This is a genomic window from Pseudomonas fuscovaginae SE-1 (genome assembly GCF_000364705.1).
In the GTDB taxonomy this organism is placed as follows: Bacteria; Pseudomonadota; Gammaproteobacteria; order Pseudomonadales; family Pseudomonadaceae; genus Aquipseudomonas; species Aquipseudomonas fuscovaginae_A.
The window spans coordinates 22690-46012 of record NZ_AQOH01000111.1; the positions used below are offsets into that span (position 1 = coordinate 22690).

The following is a 23323-nucleotide window of genomic DNA, read 5'->3' on the forward strand; positions in this document are numbered from 1 at the left end:
AAACAAGGGAGTCAGCAAAAAAGGCGACCGTTTCTACGCGGGCGCCTTTCTGGTTTTATTGAATGCTTACAGCAAATCGTACTGCTTGAGTTTCTTGCGCAGGGTGCCGCGGTTCAGGCCCAGCAGCTCGCTGGCCTTGGTCTGGTTGCCCTTGACGTAGTTCATCACGCTTTCGAGCAGGGGAGCCTCGACTTCGGAGAGCACCAGGTTGTACACGTCCGTGACGGCCGCGCCCTCGAGGTGGGCGAAATAATTGTGCAGCGCCTTTTCGACGCTGCCGCGAAGGGTCTGGCCCTCCTCGCTTGGCGTATTGAGGTGCTGTTTCAAATTGACGTTGTCGCTCACGGGCGTTGTTCCACTCACTAAAGTCTCGGTCATCATCGTCATGCGGCCACCCCCTCTGCGTCCCCTGTCACCAGGCTCTTGTAACGTCCGGCGAAGAACTCACGAACGTTGGCGCACTGTGCTTCCGTATCTTCCAAACGATTGAAGTGGGCGCGAAACTCCCTGGCGCCCGGCAAGGTTGCGAGATACCAGCCGACATGCTTGCGGGCGATGCGTACGCCCATGACCTCTCCATAGAAGGCATGCAATGCGGCCAGATGCTCAAGCAGAATGCGTTCCACTTCCAACAACTCCGGTGCCGGGAGGGTTTCACCGGTACGCAGGAAATGCTCTATCTCACGAAAAATCCACGGTCGCCCCTGGGCAGCCCGGCCGATCAACAGGCCGTCGGCACCGGTGGCGTTCAGCACGTACCGGGCCTTTTCGGCCGAATCGATGTCGCCGTTGGCGAAGACCGGGATCGACACCGCCTGCTTGATCGCGGCAATGGTGTCGTACTCGGCTTCGCCGGTGTACAGGTCTGCACGGGTCCGTCCATGCACCGCCAGGGCGGTGATGCCCGCCTGTTCGGCGATCTTCGCCACCGTCAGGCCGTTCTTGTTCGCCCGGTCCCAGCCGGTGCGGATCTTCAGGGTGACCGGGACATCGACCGCCGCCACGACGGCGTGCAGGATCTCCCTCACCAGGTCTTCATCCTTCAACAGTGCGGAGCCGGCGGCCTTGTTGCAGACCTTCTTGGCCGGACACCCCATGTTGATGTCGATAATCTGTGCGCCCAGCTCGACGTTGGCCCGGGCCGCATCCGCGAGCATCCGGGCATCGCCACCGGCGATCTGCACCGAGCGCGGCTCGGGATCGCCTTCGTGAATCATGCGCAGACGCGACTTGCGGCTGTTCCACAGGCTCATGTCGCTGGTCACCATTTCCGAAACCACCAGGCCTGCGCCCAGGCGCCGGCAAAGCTGACGAAAGGGCTGGTCGGTCACACCCGCCATGGGGGCGAGAATCAAACCGTTCTGCAGTGTGTATGGGCCGATGCGTACCGCCGACATAGGACTTCCCTGTTGTGGGGCCGGATCATGGGAGTTCGAAAAAGGGTTGGCATGATACCCGCTCTCGATGACCGGATAAAGGCAAAATTGGATAAAATCTGAACAGTTATTCTGTTATCGCCAGCGGTTTGGTCGTCGGCGGAAAACTGCCGTCAAACAACCTGACAACCCGGGCTATTCGGGCGAATGGAAGCTGAGGCTGTAGTTCACGGCCTTGGCACCTGGATCGAGGATGTCCAGGGCGATATGGATCGGGGTCTGGGGGGGCATTTCGCTCTGTTCGCCGAGGTCGCCGCCCAGGTATTCACCGGGCTTGAAGCGCCGGCTGGCGATCAGATGGCCGTTGAGATCGGCAAAACGCAACTCCAGCAGCGGAAACGGCTGAGAAAACGACGCGCGGTTGTAGATGATCGCATCCACCACCAGGGCGCCGTTGAAATCCGGGTGGCTGCGCACCACGAGGTTGCTGCTCTTGATCCGGGCGATATCGACCTTGGACGGCACCTTGCAGCCCAACTGCGGGCACAGTTGCTGGAACCACGGCCGATACTGGTCCTGGCGCGCCAGTTCGTCGAAATGGTAGGCGACGTACTGGCCGAGCAGGGCGGCACCGGCGAGCAGCACCAGCAGCAGCCACAGCAGGCGCTTGCCCCAGGGCGAGCGGCGACGTTGCCAGTCGAGGTGAATCGGGTCGTCCTCGAGGTCCAGCAGCACGTCGTCGTGTGCCCCGACACCGGGTTCGCTGCGGGTACGGGCGGGCTTTTTCTGCTCGGTGACGGCGTCGTCGGCCGTATCTTCCCGGTCGGCGTTCACCGTTTCGTGAGGCGTGAGCCCTTCCAGTTCGCTGTCTTCGATGGCCAGGCGTGGCGCCTCGGGCTCATCGTCCAGGTCGGCGAGGTCGAAGGACAGCGATGGCTCGGTACGGCCCGGCTTGGGCTGTTCGGGCTTGCGTTCGACCTTGCGCTCGGCCTTTGGTGTCGGAACCGGCCGTTCCTGTTCGTCTTCGGCCAGTTCGTCGGGCTCGCTGGTCGGTGCGCTGAACAGGCTGCCGGACCATTGGGCTTCGTCATCATCGCTGTCGCGCCGGGCGCTGAAGGATTCTTCCTTGCCCGGATGATCCTGGCCGAATGACCGGGCCGGCTGGATTTCCCGCTGTTCCAGGCGGGCCAGTTCTTCGTCGAGGTCCAGGTCGTCCAGATCCAGCTCTTGCGCCGTCCATTGCTTCTGGCTGATGGCGCGAGGCGGCTCGGCTGGCGCTGTCGGCACTGCCGGTGCGGCGGGAGGCGCTTCTGCCGGTGCCGGTGTCGCCGGGGCGGCTGTGACGGGCGGGGTCGGCGGGTTGGCTGCCGCTTCCCGGGCCGCGCGCTGCTCCAGCAGCTGGCGCGCCGCATTGAACACCTGCAGGCACGAGCCACAGCGCACGACACCGCGCGCCACGCTCAACTGGGCATGGCTGACGCGAAAGCTGGTTTGGCAATGCGGGCACTGGGTGACGAAGCTGTCGGTCATGCGGCGATCCGGTTCATGCAAGCGCCCATTCTAGCGCCGACGGCCTGTGATGCGCACCCAGCCGTCGCGATCGGCGATCGGGTCCAGATCGAAGTCCTTGGCATAGGCGGCGGCCACTTCCTCGCCCTGTTCGGCGAGGATGCCGGACAGCGCCAGGCGGCCACCCGGCTTGACCAGGGTCGACAGTTGCGGTGCCAGGGAAACCAGCGGGCCCGCGAGAATGTTCGCCACCAGAACATCGGCCTGCATCTGCGGCAATTGCTCGGGCAGATACAGCGGGAACAGCTCTTCGGCGATGTTGTTGCGCCCGGCGTTGTCGCGGGACGCCTCCAGGGCCTGCACGTCGATGTCGGTGCCGACCGCTTCGCGAGCGCCCAGCAGCAGGGCGGCAATCGCCAGGATGCCCGAGCCGCAGCCGAAGTCGAGGACGTTGCAGTCCTTGAGGTCCTGGCCGTCGAGCCATTCCAGGCAGAGGGCGGTGGTCGGGTGGGTGCCGGTGCCGAAGGCCAGGCCCGGGTCGAGCAGCAGGTTGACCGCGCCCGGCTCCGGTGCGGCATGCCAGCTCGGCACGATCCACAGGCGCTGACCGAAACGCATCGGCTGGAAATTGTCCATCCAGCTGCGTTCCCAGTCCTGGTCCTCGATCACTTCGCTGTGGTGTTCGGGCAGCGGGGCGCCGGTCAGCAGCTCGAGGTGCGCCAGTACGCTGGCGGCCTCGGTGCCGGCCTCGAACAGCGCCAGCAGATGGGTGTGGGACCACAGCGGGGTGGTGTTCAGTTCGGGTTCGAAAATCGGCTGATCTTCGGCATCCATGAAGGTTACCGAAACAGCGCCGACTTCCAGGAAAGCGTCTTCGTAGGTTTCGGCTTGTTCCGGGCTGATGGCGAGGCGTACTTGCAGCCAAGGCATGGCGGGCACCTGTGAAAATGAGTGTGCGATCGGGGTGGTCGCGAGAAACGCGGCAGTTTACGCCAGCGCGATGCTTTGTGGGAGTGGGCCTGCTCCTGCAAAAACGACAAGGCCGCTCGAAAGCGGCCTTGTCGTTCGGATCACCGGCTCACTGGTGGGCGAGCTTGTGTTCCAGGTAGTGAATGTTCACACCACCTTCGCAGAAGCCTTCGTCACGAACCAGGTCACGGTGCAGCGGGATATTGGTCTTGATCCCGTCCACCACGACTTCATCCAGGGCATTGCGCATGCGCGCCATGGCTTCGTCGCGAGTGGCTCCCCAGGTGATCAGCTTGCCGATCAGGGAGTCATAGTTCGACGGAACCTTGTAGCCGCTGTACAGATGCGAGTCGACCCGCACGCCGTTGCCGCCCGGAGCATGGAAATGCTTGACCAGGCCCGGGCTCGGGATGAAGGTCTTGGGGTCTTCGGCGTTGATCCGGCACTCCAGCGCGTGACCGTGGATCTTCACGTCGTCCTGGGTGTACGACAGCGGATTGCCAGCGGCGATGCTCAGCATCTCCTTGACGATATCGATGCCGGTGACCATTTCCGATACCGGGTGCTCCACCTGCACGCGAGTGTTCATCTCGATGAAGTAGAAGCGGCCGTTCTCGTACAGGAACTCGAAAGTACCGGCGCCACGGTAGCCGATGTCGATACAGGCCTGGACGCAGCGAGCCAGGACTTCCTTGCGCGCGTTTTCGTCGATACCCGGTGCCGGAGCTTCCTCCAGGACCTTCTGGTGACGACGCTGCAGCGAGCAGTCACGGTCGCCCAGGTGGATCGCATGGCCCTGGCCGTCGGAAATCACCTGGACTTCCACGTGACGTGGGTTGGTCAGGAACTTTTCCAGGTAGACCATCGGGTTGCTGAACCAGGCGCCGGCCTCTTCACGAGTCTGCTTGGCCGCTTCGACCAGCTCTTCCTCGCTGTGCACCACGCGCATGCCGCGACCGCCGCCGCCGCCTGCCGCCTTGATGATCACCGGGTAGCCGACTTCGCGACCGATGCGCAGGGCGGTTTCCGGGTCTTCAGGCAGTGGGCCGTCGGAGCCGGGTACGGTCGGTACGCCAGCCGCGATCATGGCGGCCTTGGCCGAAACCTTGTCACCCATCAGGCGAATGGTGTCGGCTTTCGGGCCGATGAAGGCAAAACCGGATTTCTCGACCTGTTCGGCGAAATCGGCGTTTTCCGCGAGGAAGCCGTAGCCTGGGTGAATCCCCGTGGCACCAGTGACTTCGGCGGCCGCGATGATGTTCGGGATGTTCAGGTACGAGTGGGTGGCCAGGGGCGGGCCGATGCAGATGCTTTCGTCCGCCAGTTTCACGTGCATCAGTTCCGTATCGGCCGTCGAGTAAACAGCTACGGTCTTGATGCCTTGTTCCTTACAGGCGCGCAGGATACGCAGAGCGATCTCGCCACGGTTGGCGATCAGGACTTTTTCCAGCTTCGCAGGTTTGGACATCGAAGGCACTCCGCGGTTCAAACGATGGTGAACAGCGGCTGGTCATACTCAACCGGCTGACCGTTTTCTACCAGGATGGATTCGATCACACCGCTGGCTTCGGCCTGGATGTGGTTCATCATCTTCATCGCTTCGACGATGCAGATGGTGTCGCCTTTCTTGACGGTCTGGCCGACTTCGACGAATGGAGCCGAAGTTGGCGACGGGGTACGGTAGAAGGTACCGACCATCGGCGACTTGACCACGAAACCGTTCAGTTTCGGTGCGGCGGCGGCTTCAGGAGCGGCAGCGGCGGCAGCTGGTGCGGCGGGGGCAGCGGCTGGAGCCGGAGCCTGTACCGGTGCAGGCGCATAGTACTGCTGCGCCGGGGCCTTGCTGTGGCGACTGATGCGTACGGACTCTTCGCCTTCCTTGATCTCGAGCTCGTCGATGCCGGACTCTTCCAGCAACTCGATCAGTTTCTTAACTTTACGGATATCCATGAATCATCAACTCCCAAGGGTCGGTCAGGGGCGTTTATCGCTTGTCGTTCAAGCTGTCGCCAGTCTTTCAAGCTGCTCTAGGGCGGCCTCCAGGGCCAGTCGGTAACCGCTGGCGCCCAGGCCGCAGATCACTCCTACCGCTACATCTGAAAAGTAGGAGTGATGGCGGAAAGGTTCGCGTTTGTGCACGTTCGACAGATGCACTTCGATGAATGGGATGCTCACCGCCAGCAACGCGTCACGTAATGCGACGCTTGTATGTGTAAAAGCTGCCGGATTGATGAGAATGAAGTCCACGCCTTCGCCACGGGCGGCATGGATTCGCTCGATCAATTCGTATTCGGCATTGCTTTGCAGATACATCAGGTGGTGCCCGGCTTCCCGGGCCCGGCGCTCCAGGTCCTGGTTGATTTCGGCCAGCGTGACCGCGCCGTAGACGCCCGGCTCGCGGGTGCCCAGCAGGTTCAGGTTGGGTCCGTGCAGGACCAGTAGGGTCGCCATCGGCTGTTTCCTTGTTATCGGTGCGCAGTGGTCAATGCGCGCCGACTATGCCGCAAAGCGCGGATGACTGTCCAGTTGACTGCAATAGCCAGCACGATGTCCGATGTTCGCGAAAAATTTGTGACTCGTTTGTTGAAACCGGTCATCCCTGTTCGCAGCAGGTTCGGCGAAGTTGGCTGTGGGAGGCCGACCGTGAGTTCACAAAACGACCGATTGGACGATGCCTTGGGCGAAAACGCCTGCCGCGAAGAAGGGTAGCAGGCGCGTGGAAAATGGCGGGGCCGCGTGCTCAGACGCGGAAGGCCTGCACCGCCGTGTTCAACTGCGTGCCCAGCTCCAGCAGGCGTTCGCCCTGGCTGCGGCCTTCGCCGATACGCAGCAGGTTGTCTTCGCCCAGTTGGTGGATGCGCTCGCTGTGATCGCGGATCTCGCTGACCGCGCCACTTTGTTGGGCGGTGACGTCGGCGATGCGCACGGCCGTGTCGGAGATGGTCTGGATCGCCCCGACGATTTCATCCAGCGCGCCATCGGCCGCCTGGGCCTGGTTGGCGGTCGCCTCGGCGTGTTGGACCTGGGCGCGCATGCCTTCCACCGATTCGCGTGCCGCGCTCTGCAGTCCGGCGATCAGGTTCTGGATTTCCCCGGTGGCCCCCGCGGTGCGCTGGGCCAGGGTCCTGACCTCCTCGGCGACCACCGCGAAACCACGACCCATTTCCCCGGCGCGGGCGGCTTCGATGGCGGCGTTGAGGGCCAGCAGGTTGGTCTGGTCGGCGATCGAGCGGATCACTGTCAGCACGCCACCGATGGTCGCCGATTCCTCGGCCAGGTGCTCGATCATCTGTGCGTTGCCCTGGACCTCGCCGACCAGCGCATGCAGGCCGGCCAGGCTCATGCCGATGACCTTCTGGCCGTGCTCCACCGCCAGTCCGGCGCTGCGGCTGGCATCCGCGGCCTGGCTGGCATCGCCGCTGACCTGCTGGATGGTCGCCTCCAGTTCTCCCAGCGCGTCACGGATCTGCCCGGTGTCGCCGGCCTGACGCTCGACACCGCTGTGCAGGCCGCTGCTCAGCTCGGCCAGGGTCCTGCTGCTGCCGGCAACCTGTTCGGCGTTCTGGCGAATGGTGCCGACCAGATCCACCAGGTAGGCGCGCAGGCGGTTCAATGAGGCTTCGATATCGTGCAGTTCGCGATTGGTCCTGCCCAACTGGATATCCCGGCTGAAGTCGCCTTCGGCCCAGATCGAAAGGGCCGGCGCGAGGTTGGTCAGGACCCGGGCCAGCTTGCGCTGCAGGGTGTCGATCAACAGGGCGATCAGCAGGATCAGGCCGATCATCGCGCCTTGCATCAGGCGTACTTCGCTTTCGATCTGGCCATGCTGGGCGCGTACCACCGGTTCCATGGCGGCGATCGCCTGTTGCACGGCACTGATCTTCAGGTGGGTCGCCGTCGCCAGGTCGGCCCGGCGCCGGATCTGCTCGCGGGTGCGGGCCAACTCGGCCGGGTAGCGGTTCAGCAGGCTGTGCAGTTCGCGCTTGAGGCCGACGCCGGTGTCTTCGGCGGTCGCCTTCCCGCTGGTCTCCAGGCCCATCATGGCGTTGAAGTCGTCGGCGCCGGACTCGCTGCTGGAGGTCACACCGAGCAGGGGCAGGGCTTCCAGTTGTTCGGCCTGGCTGCGGATACTGGCCAGTTCACGCTCGACGTCGGCGGCCAGTTCGCTGCGACCGCTGCTGACCAGCTTGTCCCGGGCCAGCGACAGTTTCGCCAGGTGCGAGGAGGCTGCCAGCAACGGCGGCAGATAGGCCGCGGCCTCGGGCTTGCCGGCACCGGTGGCGTACCGGGTCAGTTGTTCGAGGTTGCCGCCCAGCTCGCGTTCGGCCTGCAGCAACAGGGCCTGCGGGTCGCCGGCCAGCTTGCCGGCGGCCAGCAGGTCGGTCTTGCTGAAGTCGCCCAGGGCGGCCAGGCTGGAGCGCAGGCTTTCGGTCATGGACGGCGGCAGGGCGGCGATTTCCTTGCCGATCGCTTCGATGGACTGTCCGGCGCCGCTCAGGCGCAGGGCGTCACCGCTGCCCAGGTAGTCTTCGATATTGCGTGCCGCCTGGTTCTGGAACTGCTGCGACAGGCCCAGGTAGCGCTCCATCAACTGGTAGGGACGTTCCAGTGCCCGCTGCGACCACCAGAGCGTAGCCCCGAGTGCCAGGCAGACGGCAACGAGCAACAGGGTGTTGAGATTGGTCAGCAACTTCAGGCGCATTCTGGATCCTACCCACGACAAAAGTGGTAAGCGCCTGAATTTATTGCTGTTTAGTTACAGCGTTATGACGGAATCAGTGGAATCCGATGAAAAGGTGGCACTTTGCCGTGCAACCTGCACCCGGTTGCGTCCGGCATGCTTGGCCCGGTAGAGGGCTTCGTCGGCCTGGCTCGCCATGAGCAGGCTGTCGCTGTCTTCCTGCAGCTCGACCACGCCGGCGCTGAACGTGCACCACAGGTCCTCCGGCTGGGCCGGATAGTGGATCTCGGCGAAGCGCTGGCGAATTTCCTCCAGCACCTTGTAGGCCGACTCCAGGTCGGTGTCGGGCATGACGATGGCGAACTCTTCGCCGCCGTAGCGGCCGATGAAGTCGGTCTTGCGCAGGCGCTGCTTGAGAAACAGCGCCAGGCTCTTGATCACCCGGTCGCCCATGGGATGGCCGTGGCTGTCGTTGACCCGCTTGAAGTGATCGATATCGAGCATCGCGAAGCTCAGCGGCTTGCATTCGCGACGGGCACGGAAGCTGCAATCCTCGAGCAACTGCAGGATATGGGTGTGGTTGTACAGGCCGGTCAGGCTGTCGCGGATCATTCGCGACTTGAGGTTGCGCGCCCGCGCCGCACGGTTGCGCACGGTGGTGATCAGATGGCGTGGCTTGATCGGCTTGGTCAGGAAGTCGTCGCCGCCTTCGCTCATGGCGTCGAGCTGCTTGTCCAGGTCGTCCTCGGCGGACAAATAGATGATCGGCACGCTGACATAGCGGTCGTTGTGGCGGATCACCTTCGCCAGCTCGGTGCCGGTGCAGGCCGGCATGTACATGTCGAGGATGATGAGGTCCGGCTGGAAGTCCGCCAGTTCGGCCATGGCTTGTATCGGGTCGATCAGGGTCCGGGTGACGATACCGGCGCTGTTGAGCAGGCGTTCGGTGTGCAGGGCCTGGGCGCGTGAGTCGTCGATGATCAGCACCTTGTACGGATCGTACTGGGCGGCACAGGTCAGCACCTCGATTTTCTCCAGCAGGCTGGAAGCCTCCAGTGTGCCGGTGAGGAATTCCTGGCCGCCGGCGCGCACGGCGGCCAGGCGGGTCGGCGTATCGGTTTCATGCAGGCTGAAAAACAGCAGCGGCAGCTTCTGTTCCAGGCCGAGCTGCGCTTCGGCCGCCAGGTGCAGGCCCATGCCGCTGCCGGTGAAGTCGACGTCCATGACGATCGCGGCCGGCAGGCGTTCGGCCATGGACGAGCGGAACGCCGCGACATTTTCCAGCGCCTGGGCGCCGAGGCCGAAGAACTCCAGTTGCTTGACCAGCCGCTCGGCACGCTCGTGATCCTGCAGCATCACGTAGACCGGCTTGCGCAGCGGTGGCAGGAAGGTGTGCTCGAGCTGGTCGCCATGGCGCAGGCCGGTGCGCGACAGGCGCTGCATCAGGCGGTTGAGTTCGGTGATCAGGCCGCTGCTGAGTCGACCCCGGTTGGCGTCGACCGCTTCCAGCGAGCGATGGATGCCATGGGCCAGTTGGACGTGTTCCGGTTGTTCGAAGCGTTCGGCGAAGCGCAACAGGCGCAGGTTCGCCTCATTGAGTTCGGACATGTCGCTGCTCGACCATTCGCTGCGTTGCAGGCGCTGCCATATCTCCAGAATCTGGCGTGCCTGGTGAATGACCCGCTGGGCAAAGTGCTGCCTGAGGCGCTCGCGGTTGGGGTCTTCTGGCTCGCTCATAGCTGGCTACTGGTTAGACGAACGGCGGAGGGTAGTGGCTCTATGCTAGCACTTCTCTGGCCTTGGTATATGTGCCATGCGTCAACTTCTCGAATTCATTTCATGACCTCCTGGTCGGCGTTCGAGGTGGCGGGGATGGTCAATCGGGCGGCGCTTGCATGAAGCGTCCCGAGGCCGCTTGATTTATAGTGGGGCGATGGATGGCAACGTGGCCGTGCCTTGCGCGACGAACGCCGGCCCTGAGGCGGGTTCGCTCGGGCAGGGCACGATGGGCCAGGGTTGTGGTCAACCGATGAACTCATGTGATCGAAAGGATAGAGCCATGCTGGACTGGAAAAAACGCGCAGGCAGCGCGCCGGAACGCGCCGCCGAACCCTCGCCGGCCCCCCGCGGCTATTTCGCCGGCCTGCTGTTCAGTCGCGCCCTGGCAACCCTGGTCGGGTTGTACCTGGTGGTGACGATTCTGCTCGGCTGGTACTGGAGTCAGGAGCCGGCGCTGTTTCCCGTCCAGCAGAACGCGCAGATGGCCGCCGAGAAGCAGGGGCGCAAGATGGTCGTCGGCTACACCACGGTCGAAACCCTCAAGACAGTGGTCGGTACCCTGCTGAACAAGCCGGGTGGCTATCTGTCCAATGATCGCTTCCCGCCAGGCGTCTGGCTGGACAACATCCCCAGCTGGGAATACGGCGTGCTGGTCCAGGTGCGCGACCTGACCCGTGCCCTGCGCAAGGATTTCGCCCGGTCGCAGTCGCAATCGGCTGAAGACGCCGATCTGGCCAAGGCCGAGCCGCGCTTCAACTTCGACAACCGCAGCTGGATGCTGCCTTCCAGCGAGGCAGAGTACCAGGAGGGCATCAACTCCCTGGATCGCTACCAGGCGCGGCTGTCCGACCCGAATCAGAACAACGCGTTGTTCTACGCCCGTGCCGACAACCTGAACAACTGGCTTGGCGATGTCGCCACGCGCCTGGGCTCGCTGTCCCAGCGCCTGTCGGCCAGTGTCGGGCGGGTCAAGCTGAACTCCGCGCTGAAAACCGAAAGCGTGGCACCCGGACAAGTGCCGCAGGTTGACGAGGAAGTGGTCGAGACACCCTGGCTGCAGATCGACAACGTCTTCTACGAAGCCCGTGGCCAGGCCTGGGCGCTGTCGCACCTGCTGCGCGCGATCGAGGTCGATTTCGCCGACGTGCTGGCGAAGAAAAACGCCACGGTCAGCGTACGGCAGATCATTCGCGAGCTGGAAGCCTCGCAGGAGCCGGTGTGGAGCCCGATGATCCTCAACGGCAGTGGCTTCGGTGTCCTGGCCAACCACTCGCTGGTGATGGCCAACTACATTTCGCGGGCCAACGCCGCGGTGATCGACCTGCGCCAACTGCTCAACCAGGGTTGATCGATGAATCTCTCCCCGAACGAGGTGGCGCATCGCGCCGCCTCCGATGCCGAGCTGATCGCCTGGGTCGACGACGACGATCGACTACAGGGCAGCCTCGCCCGCGCCGAACTGCGCGAACGCGGCCTGATCGGCCGGGGTACCTACATCCTGCTATTCAATTCGGCCGGTGAGCTGTGCGTGCATCGGCGGACCCTCAGCAAGGCCATCTATCCCGGCTACTGGGACGTGGCGGCGGGGGGCATGGTCCAGGCCGATGAAAGCTATGCCGAGTCGGCCGCCCGCGAGCTGGAGGAGGAACTGGGGGTCAGTGGCGTGCCCTTGACCGCCCATGAGCGTTTCTTCTTCGACCAGCCGGGCAACCGGCTCTGGTGCGCGGTGTTCAGCGCCGTCTGGGACGGGCCCTTGCGGCTGCAACCGGAAGAAGTGCTCGAAGCCCGTTTCATCCCGGTGGAGGCCGCCGTGGCGGAAAGTGCGCACAAGCCTTACTGCCCGGACTCCCTGGCGGCCTTGAAGCGCTATTTGCAGGGCGTCGCAAAACCTTCATGAAATGGCGCCGATTGGCTCTTGGGTCATCGGCCTTTTGCCGTTAAACTGCGCGCCTTTTCAAGCTCGGACGGCCTGGCCGTCTCGAGTAGCGCTGCCCCTGCCTGAGTGGGGCTTCGCGGTCGTCGCCCCTGGGGCTTTCGACCAGTCTTTCGTCCTCCCAAGAGGATTGCCGGTGGCCAAAAAAGCCGCATCCTTCGCCGCTCTCGGCGGCCTGGTGTTTTCCACCGACGCAGGCCGACATTGCCCCGACTGTAGCCAGCCGGTGGCCGCCTGTACCTGCAAACAGACCCGTATCCCCGAAGGCGACGGCATTGCCCGCGTGCGCCGCGAAAGCAAGGGCCGTGGCGGCAAGACGGTGACGACGATCACCGGCGTGCCCCTGGCCGAGGACGCTCTCAAGGAACTGGCGAGTACCTTGAAGAAGCGTTGTGGTACCGGTGGCGCGTTGAAGGACGGCGTCATCGAGATCCAGGGCGACCATGTCGAGCTGCTGCTGGGCGAGCTGGTCAAGCACGGTTTCAAGGCGAAGAAGTCCGGCGGCTAGCAGCCTCTGTGAAAACCACCGTGAAGTCGACCCGCCCGCCCGGATGAACGTGGCCTGGCAGTCGTGCCCATGGTTTTCACAGAGCCTGTTCCCGCACAGCCTCTAAACTCGAAGCTGGATCCGTGGTCCTACCCGGATACAGGCGAATCGTCATTTTCATTCTTTAGACTGCGCGCAGCCTGGGTCCAGGCGGCGCTACCTGACTTCTTCTATAGGGGACTTCGATGTCCGTACGACGCACACGCAAAGACGATGGCAGCCAATGGACAGTTGCGGACAGCCGCAGTGTTTACGGGATTCGCCATTGGGGGGCCGGATATTTCGCGATCAATGACGCCGGTCGTGTCGAGGTTCGTCCGAACGGCCCGAACAGTTCACCCATCGACCTCTTCGAGCAGGTCGATGAGCTGCGCAAGAGCGGCTTGTCCCTGCCATTGCTGGTGCGCTTTCCGGATATCCTGCAGGACCGCGTGCGCCAACTGACCGGCGCGTTCGACGCGAACATCGCGCGCCTGGAATACCAGAGCAAGTACACCGCCCTGTACCCGATCAAGGTCAACCAGCAGGAAGCGGTGATCGAGAACATCATCGCCACCCAGAACGTTTCCATCGGCCTGGAAGCCGGTTCCAAGCCCGAGCTGCTGGCGGTGCTGGCGCTGGCGCCGAAGGGCGGCACCATTGTCTGCAACGGCTACAAGGACCGCGAGTTCATTCGCCTGGCGCTGATGGGGCAGAAGCTCGGCCACAACGTGTTCATCGTGATCGAGAAGGAGTCCGAAGTCGAACTGGTGATCGAGGAAGCCGCGTTCCTCAAGGTCAAGCCCCAGGTCGGCCTGCGGGTGCGCCTGTCGTCCCTGGCGTCGAGCAAGTGGGCCGATACCGGCGGCGAGAAATCCAAGTTCGGCCTGTCGGCGGCGCAACTGCTGTCGGTGGTCGAGCGCTTCCGCGCGGCCGGCCTGGACCAGGGTATTCGCCTGCTGCACTTCCACATGGGCTCGCAGATCGCCAACCTGGCGGACTATCAATACGGCTTCAAGGAAGCGATCCGCTACTACGGCGAGCTGCGCAACCTCGGCCTGCCGGTCGATCACATCGACGTCGGCGGCGGCCTGGGGGTCGACTACGACGGCACCCACTCGCGTAACGCCAGTTCGATCAACTACGACATGGATGACTACGCCGGTGTCGTGGTCGGCATGCTCAAGGAGTTCTGCGATGCGCAGAACCTGCCGCATCCGCACATTTTCTCCGAAAGCGGCCGTTCGCTGACCGCTCACCATGCGATGCTGGTGGTGCAGGTGACCGACGTCGAGAAACACAACGACGACGTGCCGCATATCGAGAATCCGCAGGACCTGCCGGAAACCGTGCAATGGCTGGTGGAGCTGCTGGGTCCGACCGATATCGAGATGGTCACCGAAACCTATTGGCGCGCCACCCACTACATGAGCGACGTGGCCACCCAGTACGCCGATGGCAAGCTGACCCTGGCCGAGAAAGCCCTGGCCGAGCAGTGCTACTTCGCCGTGTGCCGGCGTCTGCACAACTCGCTGAAGGCCCGCCAGCGCTCGCATCGCCAGGTACTCGACGAGCTCAACGACAAGCTCGCCGACAAGTACATCTGCAACTTCTCGGTGTTCCAGAGCCTGCCCGATACCTGGGCCATCGGCCAGGTGCTGCCGATCCTGCCGCTGCACCGGCTGAACGAGGAGCCGCTGCGTCGGGCGGTGCTGCAGGACCTGACCTGCGACTCCGATGGCAAGATCAAGCAGTACGTCGACGAGCAGAGCATCGAGACCAGCCTGCCGGTACACGCTGTGAATGAAGGCGAGGACTATCTGCTGGGGATCTTCCTGGTGGGCGCCTACCAGGAAATTCTGGGCGACATGCATAACCTGTTCGGTGACACCGACTCGGTGAACATCTACCAGAACGCCGATGGCAGCGTGTACCACGCGGGTATCGAAACCCATGACACCATCGAGGACATGCTGCGCTATGTGCACCTGTCGCCGGAGGAACTGATGACCCACTACCGCGACAAGGTCGCCAGTGCCAGCATCAGCGTCAAGGAGCGGACCCAGTTCCTCGACGCCCTGCGTCTGGGCCTGACCCGTTCTTCCTACCTGTCGTCTTGAGTCGAGGCCGATAGTTCCTCGGAATTAGCCATTTCAAGACGATGCTTTTTCCTTTGATCATGTAGGTTTAGTCTGGATGTCCAAAAACCCACCCGCCGAGGTGGGTTTTTTATTGCCAGAAGGCAAAGTGCTCGCTTCATTGCTTCCGTGTTTTGTGTAGGTGGTTTCTCTACCGCCTGTTTGACCCTCTACTCGTTCTTTTCCCTCGGCGAAAATCCCGGATCAAAGTCGTGCCCATGTAGAGGGAAATCCATGTTCGATCCAGCCAACCAGCCGTTTTTCCGTCTGGATGTCGCCGGCTTGTCCCGTCCCCTGGCGGTCACTTCCTTCAGCGGTCGCGAGGCGGTCAGCGAGCTTTTCGCCTTCGAGCTGGACCTGCCCGGCGACACGCTCGGGACGGATCCGGACCGGCTGATGTACCGCAGTTGCTTTCTGCGCCTGGGGGCTGCCGATGAGGGTATCCATGCACAGATCCAGGGTGTCAACCTGCGTTGTGCCGACCTGGCTCCGGGACACTGCCGGCTGTCCCTCGGACCACGACTGGGGCTGCTCGCGCAGCGGTTGCGTCGGCGTCTGTTCCAGCAACGCACGGTCCCGGGCATCATCGCCCAGGTGCTGGGTGAGCATGGTCTGCGCGATGACGCGTTTCGTTTTGTCCTCAAGGCGCGTTGCGTACCGCGACCGTATTGCGTGCAGTTCGATGAGTCCGATCTGGAGTTCGTGCAGCGGCTCTGCGCCGAGGAGGGTATCCACTTTCACTTCCAGCATTCGCGGGATAACCATCGGCTGGTGTTCAGCGATGGGCTGGGGGCCTTGCGGCGGACCGGGGAAGCACGTTTCTGCCCGGATGACGGGCCCGGCGTTGAGGAGTTCCAGGTCAGTCTGTCGGCGCGGTTGCATCGGCGCGGTGGGCGCAGCCAGGAGCTGGCGCAGGGTGAAAGCGATTTGCCCGGGCTTCACTGTGCGGCGTTTCTACCGCTGTCCGGCCACCCCCGCAAGGCGTGGAACCGCCTGTGGCTGATCACGGCGCTCGAGCATCGCGGCGACAGCAGCCCGCTCGAACCATGGGGGCCGTTCTACCGCAACCTGTTCAGGGCGACCTCCTGGGAGGTTGCCCCGCGCACTCCCCGCCGCTATCCGAAACCGCGGTTGTCCGGCCTGTTTCGGGCCCGGCTGGCCGCAGGCAAGCCGCGTACCCGCGATGATGGGCAAGCTTGGCTTGCCGTTCAGTTACGGGTCTTCTATCAGGGCGAGGGAGCCCGGCAGAACACCTGCCGGCTACCGCTCGACCGTCTGGCTGTGACCGACGTCGAGGCATTCGTGGCGGGATTGGAGGAGGGCACGCCGCTATGGGTACGTTTCGTCGATGGCGATCCGGATCGGCCACGGATCATCGGGCGCGCCGATGCCCGGCAGTTGCAGGTGCAACCTGCCGGCGACCCGTTCTGTGAACTGTTGCGTACGGGGCACCCGCTGGTGCGGCTGTGCCCGCCGGCCCCCGACAGCCTGCCAGCCTCCTGTGGTTGCCGGGGTTGCCTGTCGTGAACACGGAGGCGATGTGGCTGCTGCTGGATATCCCCACGGCCCCCGGTCTGGTGGCGGCGTTGCGGGAACGCTATACGCATTACGAGAGCCACCTGCTGTTCGAAGGCACGCCGTTCCATGGCGTGCGCGACTGGGGGCCGCGGCTGCTCAGGCTGGCCGCGGATTGTCCGTTGGCGACGCTGAGCCAGGCCCGACCGGCGGCCTGGGGCGGCCTGTTCCTGCGTAGCCCGGCCCGGCCCGCCGTTCTGCTGGCCCATCTGCGGCAGATGCTGGTGGTACGTTTTGACGGCGAACATCAGGGCGTGATCAGCTACTACAACCCGCAGACCGCCAGCTACTTCTTCGACGGTGCCGACAGCCGTGAACTCAGCCGCTGGCTGGGGCCTATCAGCCTTGTCTATTGGTATGGCGGCACCTGGGCCGACAAGGCCGCCGGCTGTCTCGGCTGGCAGCAACTGATCAATCCGCGGTTGGATGGGGCGGCCCTCGGCGCCCGGGAAACCCTCAGCAGCGCACAGCAGCGGCGGCTGCAGGTGTGCGTGCTGGAGCGGCACGCCTACCAGTGGAGCCGAGCCAGCGGCCACGATTACACCTGGACTTGGCAACATCTGCAGGAGGGTATCGCCCAGGGATTTTGCGACAGCACCAGTCTCGATGACTGGTTGTGGTTGCGGGCGCAGTATCCGGCGGCATCATTCCCAGCCGGCCTGCCGGGTGATACGCCGGGCGAGCGTCTGGAAAACCTGCGCCTGGTCTGGATGCGGGCGCGGGGCTGATGGCCCGGATGTGGTGTTTCAGACGTGCCCATCTGAAGATGGCTGGCTCAGCTTTTCAGGGACAGTTCTGAGACACCGCACCAGGGGCAACGCTCAGATTCAAGGCTTGTAGCGTGACCGGTGCGGTGTCGAGAAAAATATGAGGTCCAGACAAATCTGCATGCGGGAGCCATTGAAATTCCCCCGTCAAACCCGCCACCAAAAATAATTTCGGCAGAAGCTTGACCAGGGAGAACGATCGTTCTACTCTGGCCGCATGGAAAAGCCGATGACCCTGCACGCGGAAAAATGCTGGCTACCGCGGAGAAGCTCATCTACGAAAATAGTATCCATGCCACTGGCATGGAGTTCTTGATAAAGAACTCTGGTGCATCACCTGAAAGTTTTTATCGCCATTTATCGAACAAAGGCGATATTGCACCGCGGCATTGAATGCACGGGGTGTACAGCTGGATGCCGTGCTGCGGACGTGAATGCGAAAACTGTAAACGTTCTCAAGAAGTCATGACTAACATTTTCGCCATGCTTGAAAGCCGGTTTTAATCAGGCATTTTTCGGGGATGGATTTAATTATTGCGACCGGGGTGGTTGGCGATGTAGGCGATCCTGTCCATCATGTCGCGAAGTTGCATGAACAAAAACTGCTTGACTATACATTGTAGCTGGTTGGTCGACTGGATGTCGAAACTCCAAGGTTCTTGCCAGTAACTTTTCTGTTGTTAAAGGGAGCGGTAACGGTGGCCCGCGTAATGGGTGGCTGCAGTGCTCTGGATAGCGTAAAGGTAACAGCTGAAATATTGCTTGAAGCAGTATCGCGCGGAAGCGTTTAGAGTTCCAGAAATACTAACCTGAATGAAACATCCAAAAACTGGAGGCACCACCATGTCCAATGCACCCGTTCGCCCGCCACTTCCTCCCTTCACTCGCGAATCGGCGATTGAAAAGGTTCGACTCGCTGAAGATGGCTGGAATAGCCGAGACGCAGAAAAAGTTTCGCTCGCCTATACGCTGGATACCAAATGGCGTAACCGCGCCGAGTTCGCGAGCAATCGCGAAGAGGCCAAGGGTTTTCTCACGCGCAAATGGAAAAAAGAGCTCGATTATCGTCTGATCAAAGAGCTCTGGGCCTTCACCGATAATCGCATCGCCGTTCGTTATGCTTACGAATGGCACGATGATTCGGGTAACTGGTTCCGCTCTTACGGCAACGAGAACTGGGAGTTCGAAGCGGATGGCCTGATGCACCGTCGCTTCGCTTGCGTCAATGACATGCCCATCAAGGAAAGTGAGCGTAAGTTCTTCTGGCCTCTGGGTCGCCGCCCTGATGATCATCCAGGTCTGACCGAACTTGGTCTGTAAGCCATGCTGAACCTGATCCTTTACACGTAAAGGGTCAGGTTCTTATCTTGCAAAAATTCATTATCGATATTCGGGTTTCAATTGGCATGAACTTGCGCGCCAAAGGCAAATAAAGGGTCAATGACGACTCACTTCAAATCCATTCATTCCGCTGCGTCGCTTGGCGATCTCGGCGAGTCTATCCGCGGGCCTTGTCTTCATACCCTGAGCGCCGTGTCGCTCTATTCTCCAGCGAAACAAACTGTCAGGTGATTCGTACGGGTGGGCATCCCCCGTGAACGCGCATCTTGAGTCGCGCACCACCTCACTCATCGAGTTCGCGGGATACTTCCTTGGTCAGTTCAATAAAAACTCGCGCTGCTGCGCTCTGAAAGGCGTCTTTGCGACGCAAAAGGACGGCGGTTCGTTGCAAGCGTTCTGGCTCCAGTCTGATTGCCACCAGGTCGTCGTGAACCGACACGAGTTTGGCCGGCAATAACGTCGACAGACGGGTCCGGCGGACAATTTCAATCACTGCCCCTATGGCATTGGCCTCCATCTGCACGTGTGGACGAATGGCGTGCTTGCGGCAGTAGCGGTCGATTTGTTCGCGGGTGGCAAAATCCGTACTGAGCAGAACCAGAGATTCGGCACTGAGTTCCTGCAATCCAATGGACCGTTCCTCGGCCAGACGGTGTTGGCGGCTCACCACCAGAGCGAGGGTTTCGTTCAGCAAGGGGAGCGCGTCAATGTCCGGTGTATTTATTTCATCGAAAGCGATCCCTACATCCAGTTCTCCTGCCAAAAGCAGCTCCTCGATGCGTTCCTGAGAGATCTCTTTCACATTGAAGGTGATTTTCGGGTACCTGGAGTGAAATGCCTCGATCAGCGGACCCACCAGGTAGGTCGTGAACGTCGGTGTTACGGCCACGCGCAATGAGCCGCGAGTGAGGTTGCTCACATCATGGATAGCGCTTTTGGCTTCCTGCAATTCCTGATAGGCACGGCGCGCATACAGAAGGTAGGCATCTCCCGCGTCAGTCAGACGCGTTGTGCGTCCCGAGCGATCGAACAATTGGGCGCCAAGGATTTCTTCCAATTGTTTTACCTGCTGCGAGAGGGCTGGCTGCGAGACGTGCAGCGCCGCTGCTGCCTTCGTGAAACTGAGATGTTCTGCAACCGCGAGGAAATACTGGATGTGGCGAGCAAGCATGCTTTGTCTCATAAGATAATCTGATCTTACTCATAATAAATGAGACTTTTACCTTATGTCATGTGCTGCTTAATCTTTGTCCCACACCCAGCGACATTGAGACAGCAACTCATGAAAGCGATTATTGACGGTTTTCTGAAATTCCAAAAAAACGCCTTCCCCGAGCGGGTCAAACTGTTCAAGGACCTGGCCAACCAGCAGAGCCCAAAGGCACTGTTCATCTCTTGCTCTGACAGCCGACTGGTGCCTGAACTGGTCACCCAGCGCGAGCCAGGCGATCTGTTCGTCATCCGCAACGCCGGCAATATCGTGCCTTCGTATGGTCCGGAGCCGGGCGGCGTTTCGGCCTCTGTCGAATACGCGGTGGCTGGACTCAACGTCGCAGACATCGTGATCTGTGGCCACTCCGACTGCGGCGCGATGACCGCCATCGCAACGTGCAAGTGCCTGGATCACATGCCTGCCGTTGCCGGCTGGTTGCGTTACGCCGACTCGGCAAAGGTGGTCAACGAAGCCCGCAAACACCCCGATCAGCCGAGCAAAGTCGCTTCAATGGTGCGCGAAAACGTCATCGCGCAACTGGCCAACATCCAGACTCACCCATCCGTTCGCCTGGCGCTTGAAGAAGGCCGTGTGACTTTGCATGGCTGGATCTACGACATCGAGACCGGACGTATCGACGCCTTCGATGGCAGGACCGGGACTTTCGTGTCTCTTGCTGAAAACCCGGAAGTTCGCGCCGTTTCCCCGCAAGCCAGGCACGTCGCCTGAAACCTGTATCAACACCTTTACCTACTCAGGAGATCTACCATGATCCAGACTCAAGCCACCCGTACCGCTCGCCAAGAACTGACCGAAACCATCATTCTGGCCAAGGCCCGCAAGGACCTCTCTTTCGCCGAGATCGTTGACGGTACCGGCCTGTCCGAGGCATTCGTCACTGCAGCCCTGCTCGGCCAGCACCCGCTGCCTGCCGCCGCTGCGAAGGTCGTTGGCGAGAAACTCGACCTCGATGCCGATCAAGTCGCTCTGCTGCAGTCGATGCCAATTCGCGGCAGCTTTTTCGACGGCGTGCCGTCCGACCCGACCATCTACCGTTTCTACGAAATGATGTCGGTCTACGGCACCACCCTCAAAGCGCTGGTTCACGAGAAGTTCGGCGACGGCATCATCAGCGCCATCAACTTCAAGCTGGATATCAAGAAAGTCGAGGATCCCGACGGTGGTCACCGCGCCGTGATCACCCTGGACGGCAAATACCTGCCTACCAAGCCTTTCTGATGTAACTCAACCCGGCGTCTGAAGGCGCCGGGTCGCTCCCCAGTCCTTTATTGCCACTGAGCGCTGCCTGCGTGCTCTGGCCTTTTCACGCCCTCGATACAGGTGATTGCTATGAAACTTTTACTCGTTTTATTCCTTGGCTGCCTTGGTTCTGCTGCAATGGCGGACGAGCAGGGTACTCAGGCCGCACAGGTGACGGTCGAGCCCTATCGGTATTCCCAGAACCTGGATATCGCGCACGTTGTGGCGATTTCTCAGGTACCCGATGTCTGCGATGTGGTGCCGATGCATTTGACTTACGACGACTCCAATGGCGAACGGCATATCATGGAATACCACGTGATGGGCAATGGTTGTACGAACTGATCAGGCACCTGCACACTGCCTGCTGGCCACTGTTGGCAGCAGGGTCGGTGCCTTCACACAAGGTTGTCTTGCGTCACTCGAGAGATCTCAGAGCGTCGGGTTGTTGAACCAGCGATTGCGTCGCTGCAGTTTCCAGGCGCAAGCGCCGAGGGTCAGGCTGCGCAGCAACATGAACAGCAGGAACGCGATCCACAGGCCGTGATTGCCGTAGCGGCTCAGGGCCCAGGCGAGGGGCAACGCGATCAACACGCTGGCGAGCATCGCGTCGCGCATCTCGCGGGCGCGGGTGGCGCCGATGAACAGGCCGTCCAGCAGGTAGCTCCAGACCGCGACCAGCGGCAGCACGGCCAGGTATGGCAGGTAGCCGAAGGCGGTTTCGCGTACGCTGGGGATGTTGGTCTGCAGGGTGATGAACAGGTGTCCGCCGAGCAGGAACAGCAAGGCGAAGCCGAGGCTGGCCAGCAGTGACCAGCCGGCGGCGACGACCAGCGAGCGGCGCAGGGTCTGACGATCCCCGGCACCGATCGCATGCCCGCACAGCGCTTCAACCGCGTGGGCCAGGCCATCGAGGGCGTGCGCGGCCAGCAGCAGGCCGTTGAGCAGCAGGGCATTGGCGGCGACGGTGGCATCGCCCAGGCGGGCACCTTGTATCGTGATCAGGAAGAACACCGATTGCAGTGCCATGCTGCGGATGAAAATGTCGCGGTTGACGGTGAGCAGCGGGCGCCAGCTCCGCCACGGGGCCAGGGCCGCCCAGGCCAGTTTGCCGGGGTAGCCGCGCAGGGCGTTGCCTGTCAGCGCCAGGCCGAGCAGGGCACCGCCCCACTCGGCGATGACCGACGCCCGCGCCGCGCCGACCACGCCCCATTCCAGGCCGAGCACGAACCACAGGTTAAGGGCGATGTTCATCAGATTGGTGGTCAGCAGGATCGCCAGCGGTGCCCGGGCATTCTGCGTGCCGAGGAACCAGCCGACCAGCGCGTAGCTGGCCAGGGCCGCCGGTAGCCCGAACAGGCGGGTGTTGAAGAAGTCCCGGGTCAGTTGCTGCAGTTCGACCGAGGGCTGCATGACTTGCAGCGCCAGGTGGCTGAAAGGCAGCGCGATGACCCCGAGAAACAGTGCCAGCAGCAGGCTCAGCAGCAGTCCCTGCAGGAGAATCTGTCGTAGTGCGGTACCGTCGCCACGCCCGGCCGCCTGGGCGGCGAAGCCGGTGGAGCCCATGCGCAGGAAGCCCATGGCCCAGGCCAGGAAAATGTACAGGCTGGCCCCCACCGCCACGGCGCCCAACTGGTGAGCGTGGGGCAGGTGGCCGATCACCGTGCTGTCGACCAGTGCCACCAGTGGAACGGAAATATTCGACAGAATCATCGGCGCGGCGAGCGCCCAGACCCTCTGGTGGGTAGGGCGGTCGCGCCAGTCAGTGAGCAGGGTGGACATGCAGGCTCCTCGCAAGAGCACGCATTGTAGCGAGCGGACAGGCGGCGGTCGTCAGTGAATGATCCAGCTCAACAGCCAGAGCCCGAGCAGCAGCCAGATGATGCCGAGGAAGATCGAGGCGCGCATGAAGGCCCGGACTGCCGAGTAGAGGAACATCAGGCCGACGATCAGGGCCAGGATGCTGATCAGCGAGGTATCCATGCCCAGGGCCCGGGCCAGGCCATCGACGAAGTGGCCACCGGCATGGGCGAGCAGGTCGAAGAGTCCACCCAGGCCGTCGACGATGAAACGGATTATTGACCCGAGCACCCGACCCAGCCACTCGAAAAAACCTTCTGCCTGCATGTGCTTACCCTGATGAGTATATGGCGACGGATTGTAGCCTTTGGCCATGGAACTGGCAGGCAGTTCCCGCAAGCATAGTGCCTTGGACTGGACGGCCCCCGATAGTCAGGGGCTGTCCAGGTTCATGGC

23 protein-coding genes are annotated in these 23323 nt (G+C 62.2%); 11 read left to right on the plus strand and 12 right to left on the minus strand.

Annotated features, from left to right (window positions below):
• Positions 1–66 precede the first annotated feature (66 nt).
• From fis to K675_RS0112055, 9 genes are all read right to left on the minus strand, one after another.
• Positions 67–387 (minus strand): DNA-binding transcriptional regulator Fis, encoded by a 321-nt coding sequence (fis, locus tag K675_RS0112015; RefSeq protein WP_003186237.1) that lies wholly within the window; start codon positions 385–387, stop codon positions 67–69.
• Entirely contained in the window at positions 384–1397 is a 1014-nt protein-coding gene (dusB, locus tag K675_RS0112020) for a tRNA dihydrouridine synthase DusB (protein WP_017903768.1), read from the minus strand. The genes fis and dusB overlap by 4 nt, the downstream gene beginning before the upstream one ends.
• A gap of 174 nt (positions 1398–1571) precedes the next feature.
• Positions 1572–2906, minus strand: coding sequence for a DUF3426 domain-containing protein (locus K675_RS0112025; RefSeq protein ID WP_017903769.1), 1335 nt, complete (start codon positions 2904–2906; stop codon positions 1572–1574).
• Between the two features lie 30 nt (positions 2907–2936).
• Entirely contained in the window at positions 2937–3815 is an 879-nt protein-coding gene (gene prmA, locus K675_RS0112030; RefSeq protein WP_017903770.1) for a 50S ribosomal protein L11 methyltransferase, read from the minus strand.
• A gap of 148 nt (positions 3816–3963) precedes the next feature.
• Positions 3964–5322, minus strand: a complete 1359-nt coding sequence (accC, locus tag K675_RS0112035; protein WP_017903771.1) for an acetyl-CoA carboxylase biotin carboxylase subunit — start codon at positions 5320–5322, stop codon at positions 3964–3966.
• A gap of 17 nt (positions 5323–5339) precedes the next feature.
• Positions 5340–5804 carry an acetyl-CoA carboxylase biotin carboxyl carrier protein gene (gene accB, locus K675_RS0112040; protein ID WP_017903772.1) on the minus strand — a complete coding sequence of 155 codons (465 nt, stop codon included), beginning with the start codon at positions 5802–5804 and terminating at the stop codon, positions 5340–5342.
• A 48-nt stretch (positions 5805–5852) separates the two neighbouring features.
• Positions 5853–6305, minus strand: a complete 453-nt coding sequence (aroQ, locus tag K675_RS0112045; protein WP_017903773.1) for a type II 3-dehydroquinate dehydratase — start codon at positions 6303–6305, stop codon at positions 5853–5855.
• Positions 6306–6594: 289 nt separating this feature from the next.
• A complete protein-coding gene (locus K675_RS0112050) occupies positions 6595–8556 on the minus strand; it encodes a methyl-accepting chemotaxis protein (RefSeq protein ID WP_017903774.1) in 1962 nt (653 codons plus the stop codon).
• A 54-nt stretch (positions 8557–8610) separates the two neighbouring features.
• On the minus strand, positions 8611–10272 hold the full coding sequence (locus tag K675_RS0112055; RefSeq protein WP_017903775.1) for a response regulator: 1662 nt from the start codon (positions 10270–10272) through the stop codon (positions 8611–8613).
• A gap of 322 nt (positions 10273–10594) precedes the next feature.
• Here K675_RS0112055 and K675_RS0112060 point away from each other — a divergent pair, with 322 nt between their 5' ends.
• The 8 genes from K675_RS0112060 to K675_RS0112090 all read left to right on the plus strand — a co-directional run bounded on the left by K675_RS0112060 (position 10595) and on the right by K675_RS0112090 (position 18573).
• Positions 10595–11662 carry a DUF2333 family protein gene (locus K675_RS0112060; RefSeq protein ID WP_017903776.1) on the plus strand — a complete coding sequence of 356 codons (1068 nt, stop codon included), beginning with the start codon at positions 10595–10597 and terminating at the stop codon, positions 11660–11662.
• A 3-nt stretch (positions 11663–11665) separates the two neighbouring features.
• Positions 11666–12211: an NUDIX hydrolase gene (locus tag K675_RS0112065; protein WP_017903777.1), complete on the plus strand. Its 546-nt coding sequence runs from the start codon at positions 11666–11668 to the stop codon at positions 12209–12211.
• Positions 12212–12383: 172 nt separating this feature from the next.
• Positions 12384–12755, plus strand: a complete 372-nt coding sequence (locus tag K675_RS0112070) for a translation initiation factor Sui1 (RefSeq protein WP_017903778.1) — start codon at positions 12384–12386, stop codon at positions 12753–12755.
• Between the two features lie 224 nt (positions 12756–12979).
• Positions 12980–14893 carry an arginine decarboxylase gene (speA, locus tag K675_RS0112075; RefSeq protein ID WP_017903779.1) on the plus strand — a complete coding sequence of 638 codons (1914 nt, stop codon included), beginning with the start codon at positions 12980–12982 and terminating at the stop codon, positions 14891–14893.
• Between the two features lie 252 nt (positions 14894–15145).
• The gene (locus K675_RS0112080; protein WP_017903780.1) at positions 15146–16438 is read left to right on the plus strand and encodes a contractile injection system protein, VgrG/Pvc8 family; all 1293 of its coding nucleotides are present in this window, start codon (positions 15146–15148) and stop codon (positions 16436–16438) included.
• Between the two features lie 11 nt (positions 16439–16449).
• Positions 16450–17214, plus strand: a complete 765-nt coding sequence (locus tag K675_RS0112085; protein ID WP_017903781.1) for a DUF4123 domain-containing protein — start codon at positions 16450–16452, stop codon at positions 17212–17214.
• 342 nt (positions 17215–17556) lie between these two features.
• Entirely contained in the window at positions 17557–17646 is a 90-nt protein-coding gene (locus tag K675_RS34135; RefSeq protein ID WP_420066336.1) for a hypothetical protein, read from the plus strand.
• A 450-nt stretch (positions 17647–18096) separates the two neighbouring features.
• Positions 18097–18573 carry a DUF1348 family protein gene (locus tag K675_RS0112090; protein ID WP_017903782.1) on the plus strand — a complete coding sequence of 159 codons (477 nt, stop codon included), beginning with the start codon at positions 18097–18099 and terminating at the stop codon, positions 18571–18573.
• Between the two features lie 304 nt (positions 18574–18877).
• Here the strand turns inward: K675_RS0112090 and cynR are convergent, their stop codons facing one another.
• A complete protein-coding gene (cynR, locus tag K675_RS0112095) occupies positions 18878–19765 on the minus strand; it encodes a transcriptional regulator CynR (protein ID WP_017903783.1) in 888 nt (295 codons plus the stop codon).
• Positions 19766–19876: 111 nt separating this feature from the next.
• On the opposite strand from cynR, the gene K675_RS0112100 reads away from it, so the two are divergent.
• The 3 genes from K675_RS0112100 to K675_RS0112110 all read left to right on the plus strand — a co-directional run bounded on the left by K675_RS0112100 (position 19877) and on the right by K675_RS0112110 (position 21412).
• Complete coding sequence (locus K675_RS0112100) at positions 19877–20536, plus strand: carbonic anhydrase (RefSeq protein WP_017903784.1); 660 nt, start codon at positions 19877–19879, stop codon at positions 20534–20536.
• 39 nt (positions 20537–20575) lie between these two features.
• Positions 20576–21046 (plus strand): cyanase, encoded by a 471-nt coding sequence (cynS, locus tag K675_RS0112105; RefSeq protein ID WP_017903785.1) that lies wholly within the window; start codon positions 20576–20578, stop codon positions 21044–21046.
• 111 nt (positions 21047–21157) lie between these two features.
• Complete coding sequence (locus tag K675_RS0112110) at positions 21158–21412, plus strand: DUF2790 domain-containing protein (RefSeq protein ID WP_017903786.1); 255 nt, start codon at positions 21158–21160, stop codon at positions 21410–21412.
• An 87-nt stretch (positions 21413–21499) separates the two neighbouring features.
• On the opposite strand, the gene K675_RS0112115 is transcribed toward K675_RS0112110, so the two are convergent.
• Both K675_RS0112115 and K675_RS0112120 read right to left on the minus strand, forming a co-directional pair.
• The gene (locus K675_RS0112115) at positions 21500–22849 is read right to left on the minus strand and encodes an MATE family efflux transporter (protein WP_017903787.1); all 1350 of its coding nucleotides are present in this window, start codon (positions 22847–22849) and stop codon (positions 21500–21502) included.
• A gap of 51 nt (positions 22850–22900) precedes the next feature.
• Complete coding sequence (locus K675_RS0112120) at positions 22901–23194, minus strand: hypothetical protein (protein WP_026145125.1); 294 nt, start codon at positions 23192–23194, stop codon at positions 22901–22903.
• Between the last annotated feature and the right edge of the window lie 129 nt (positions 23195–23323).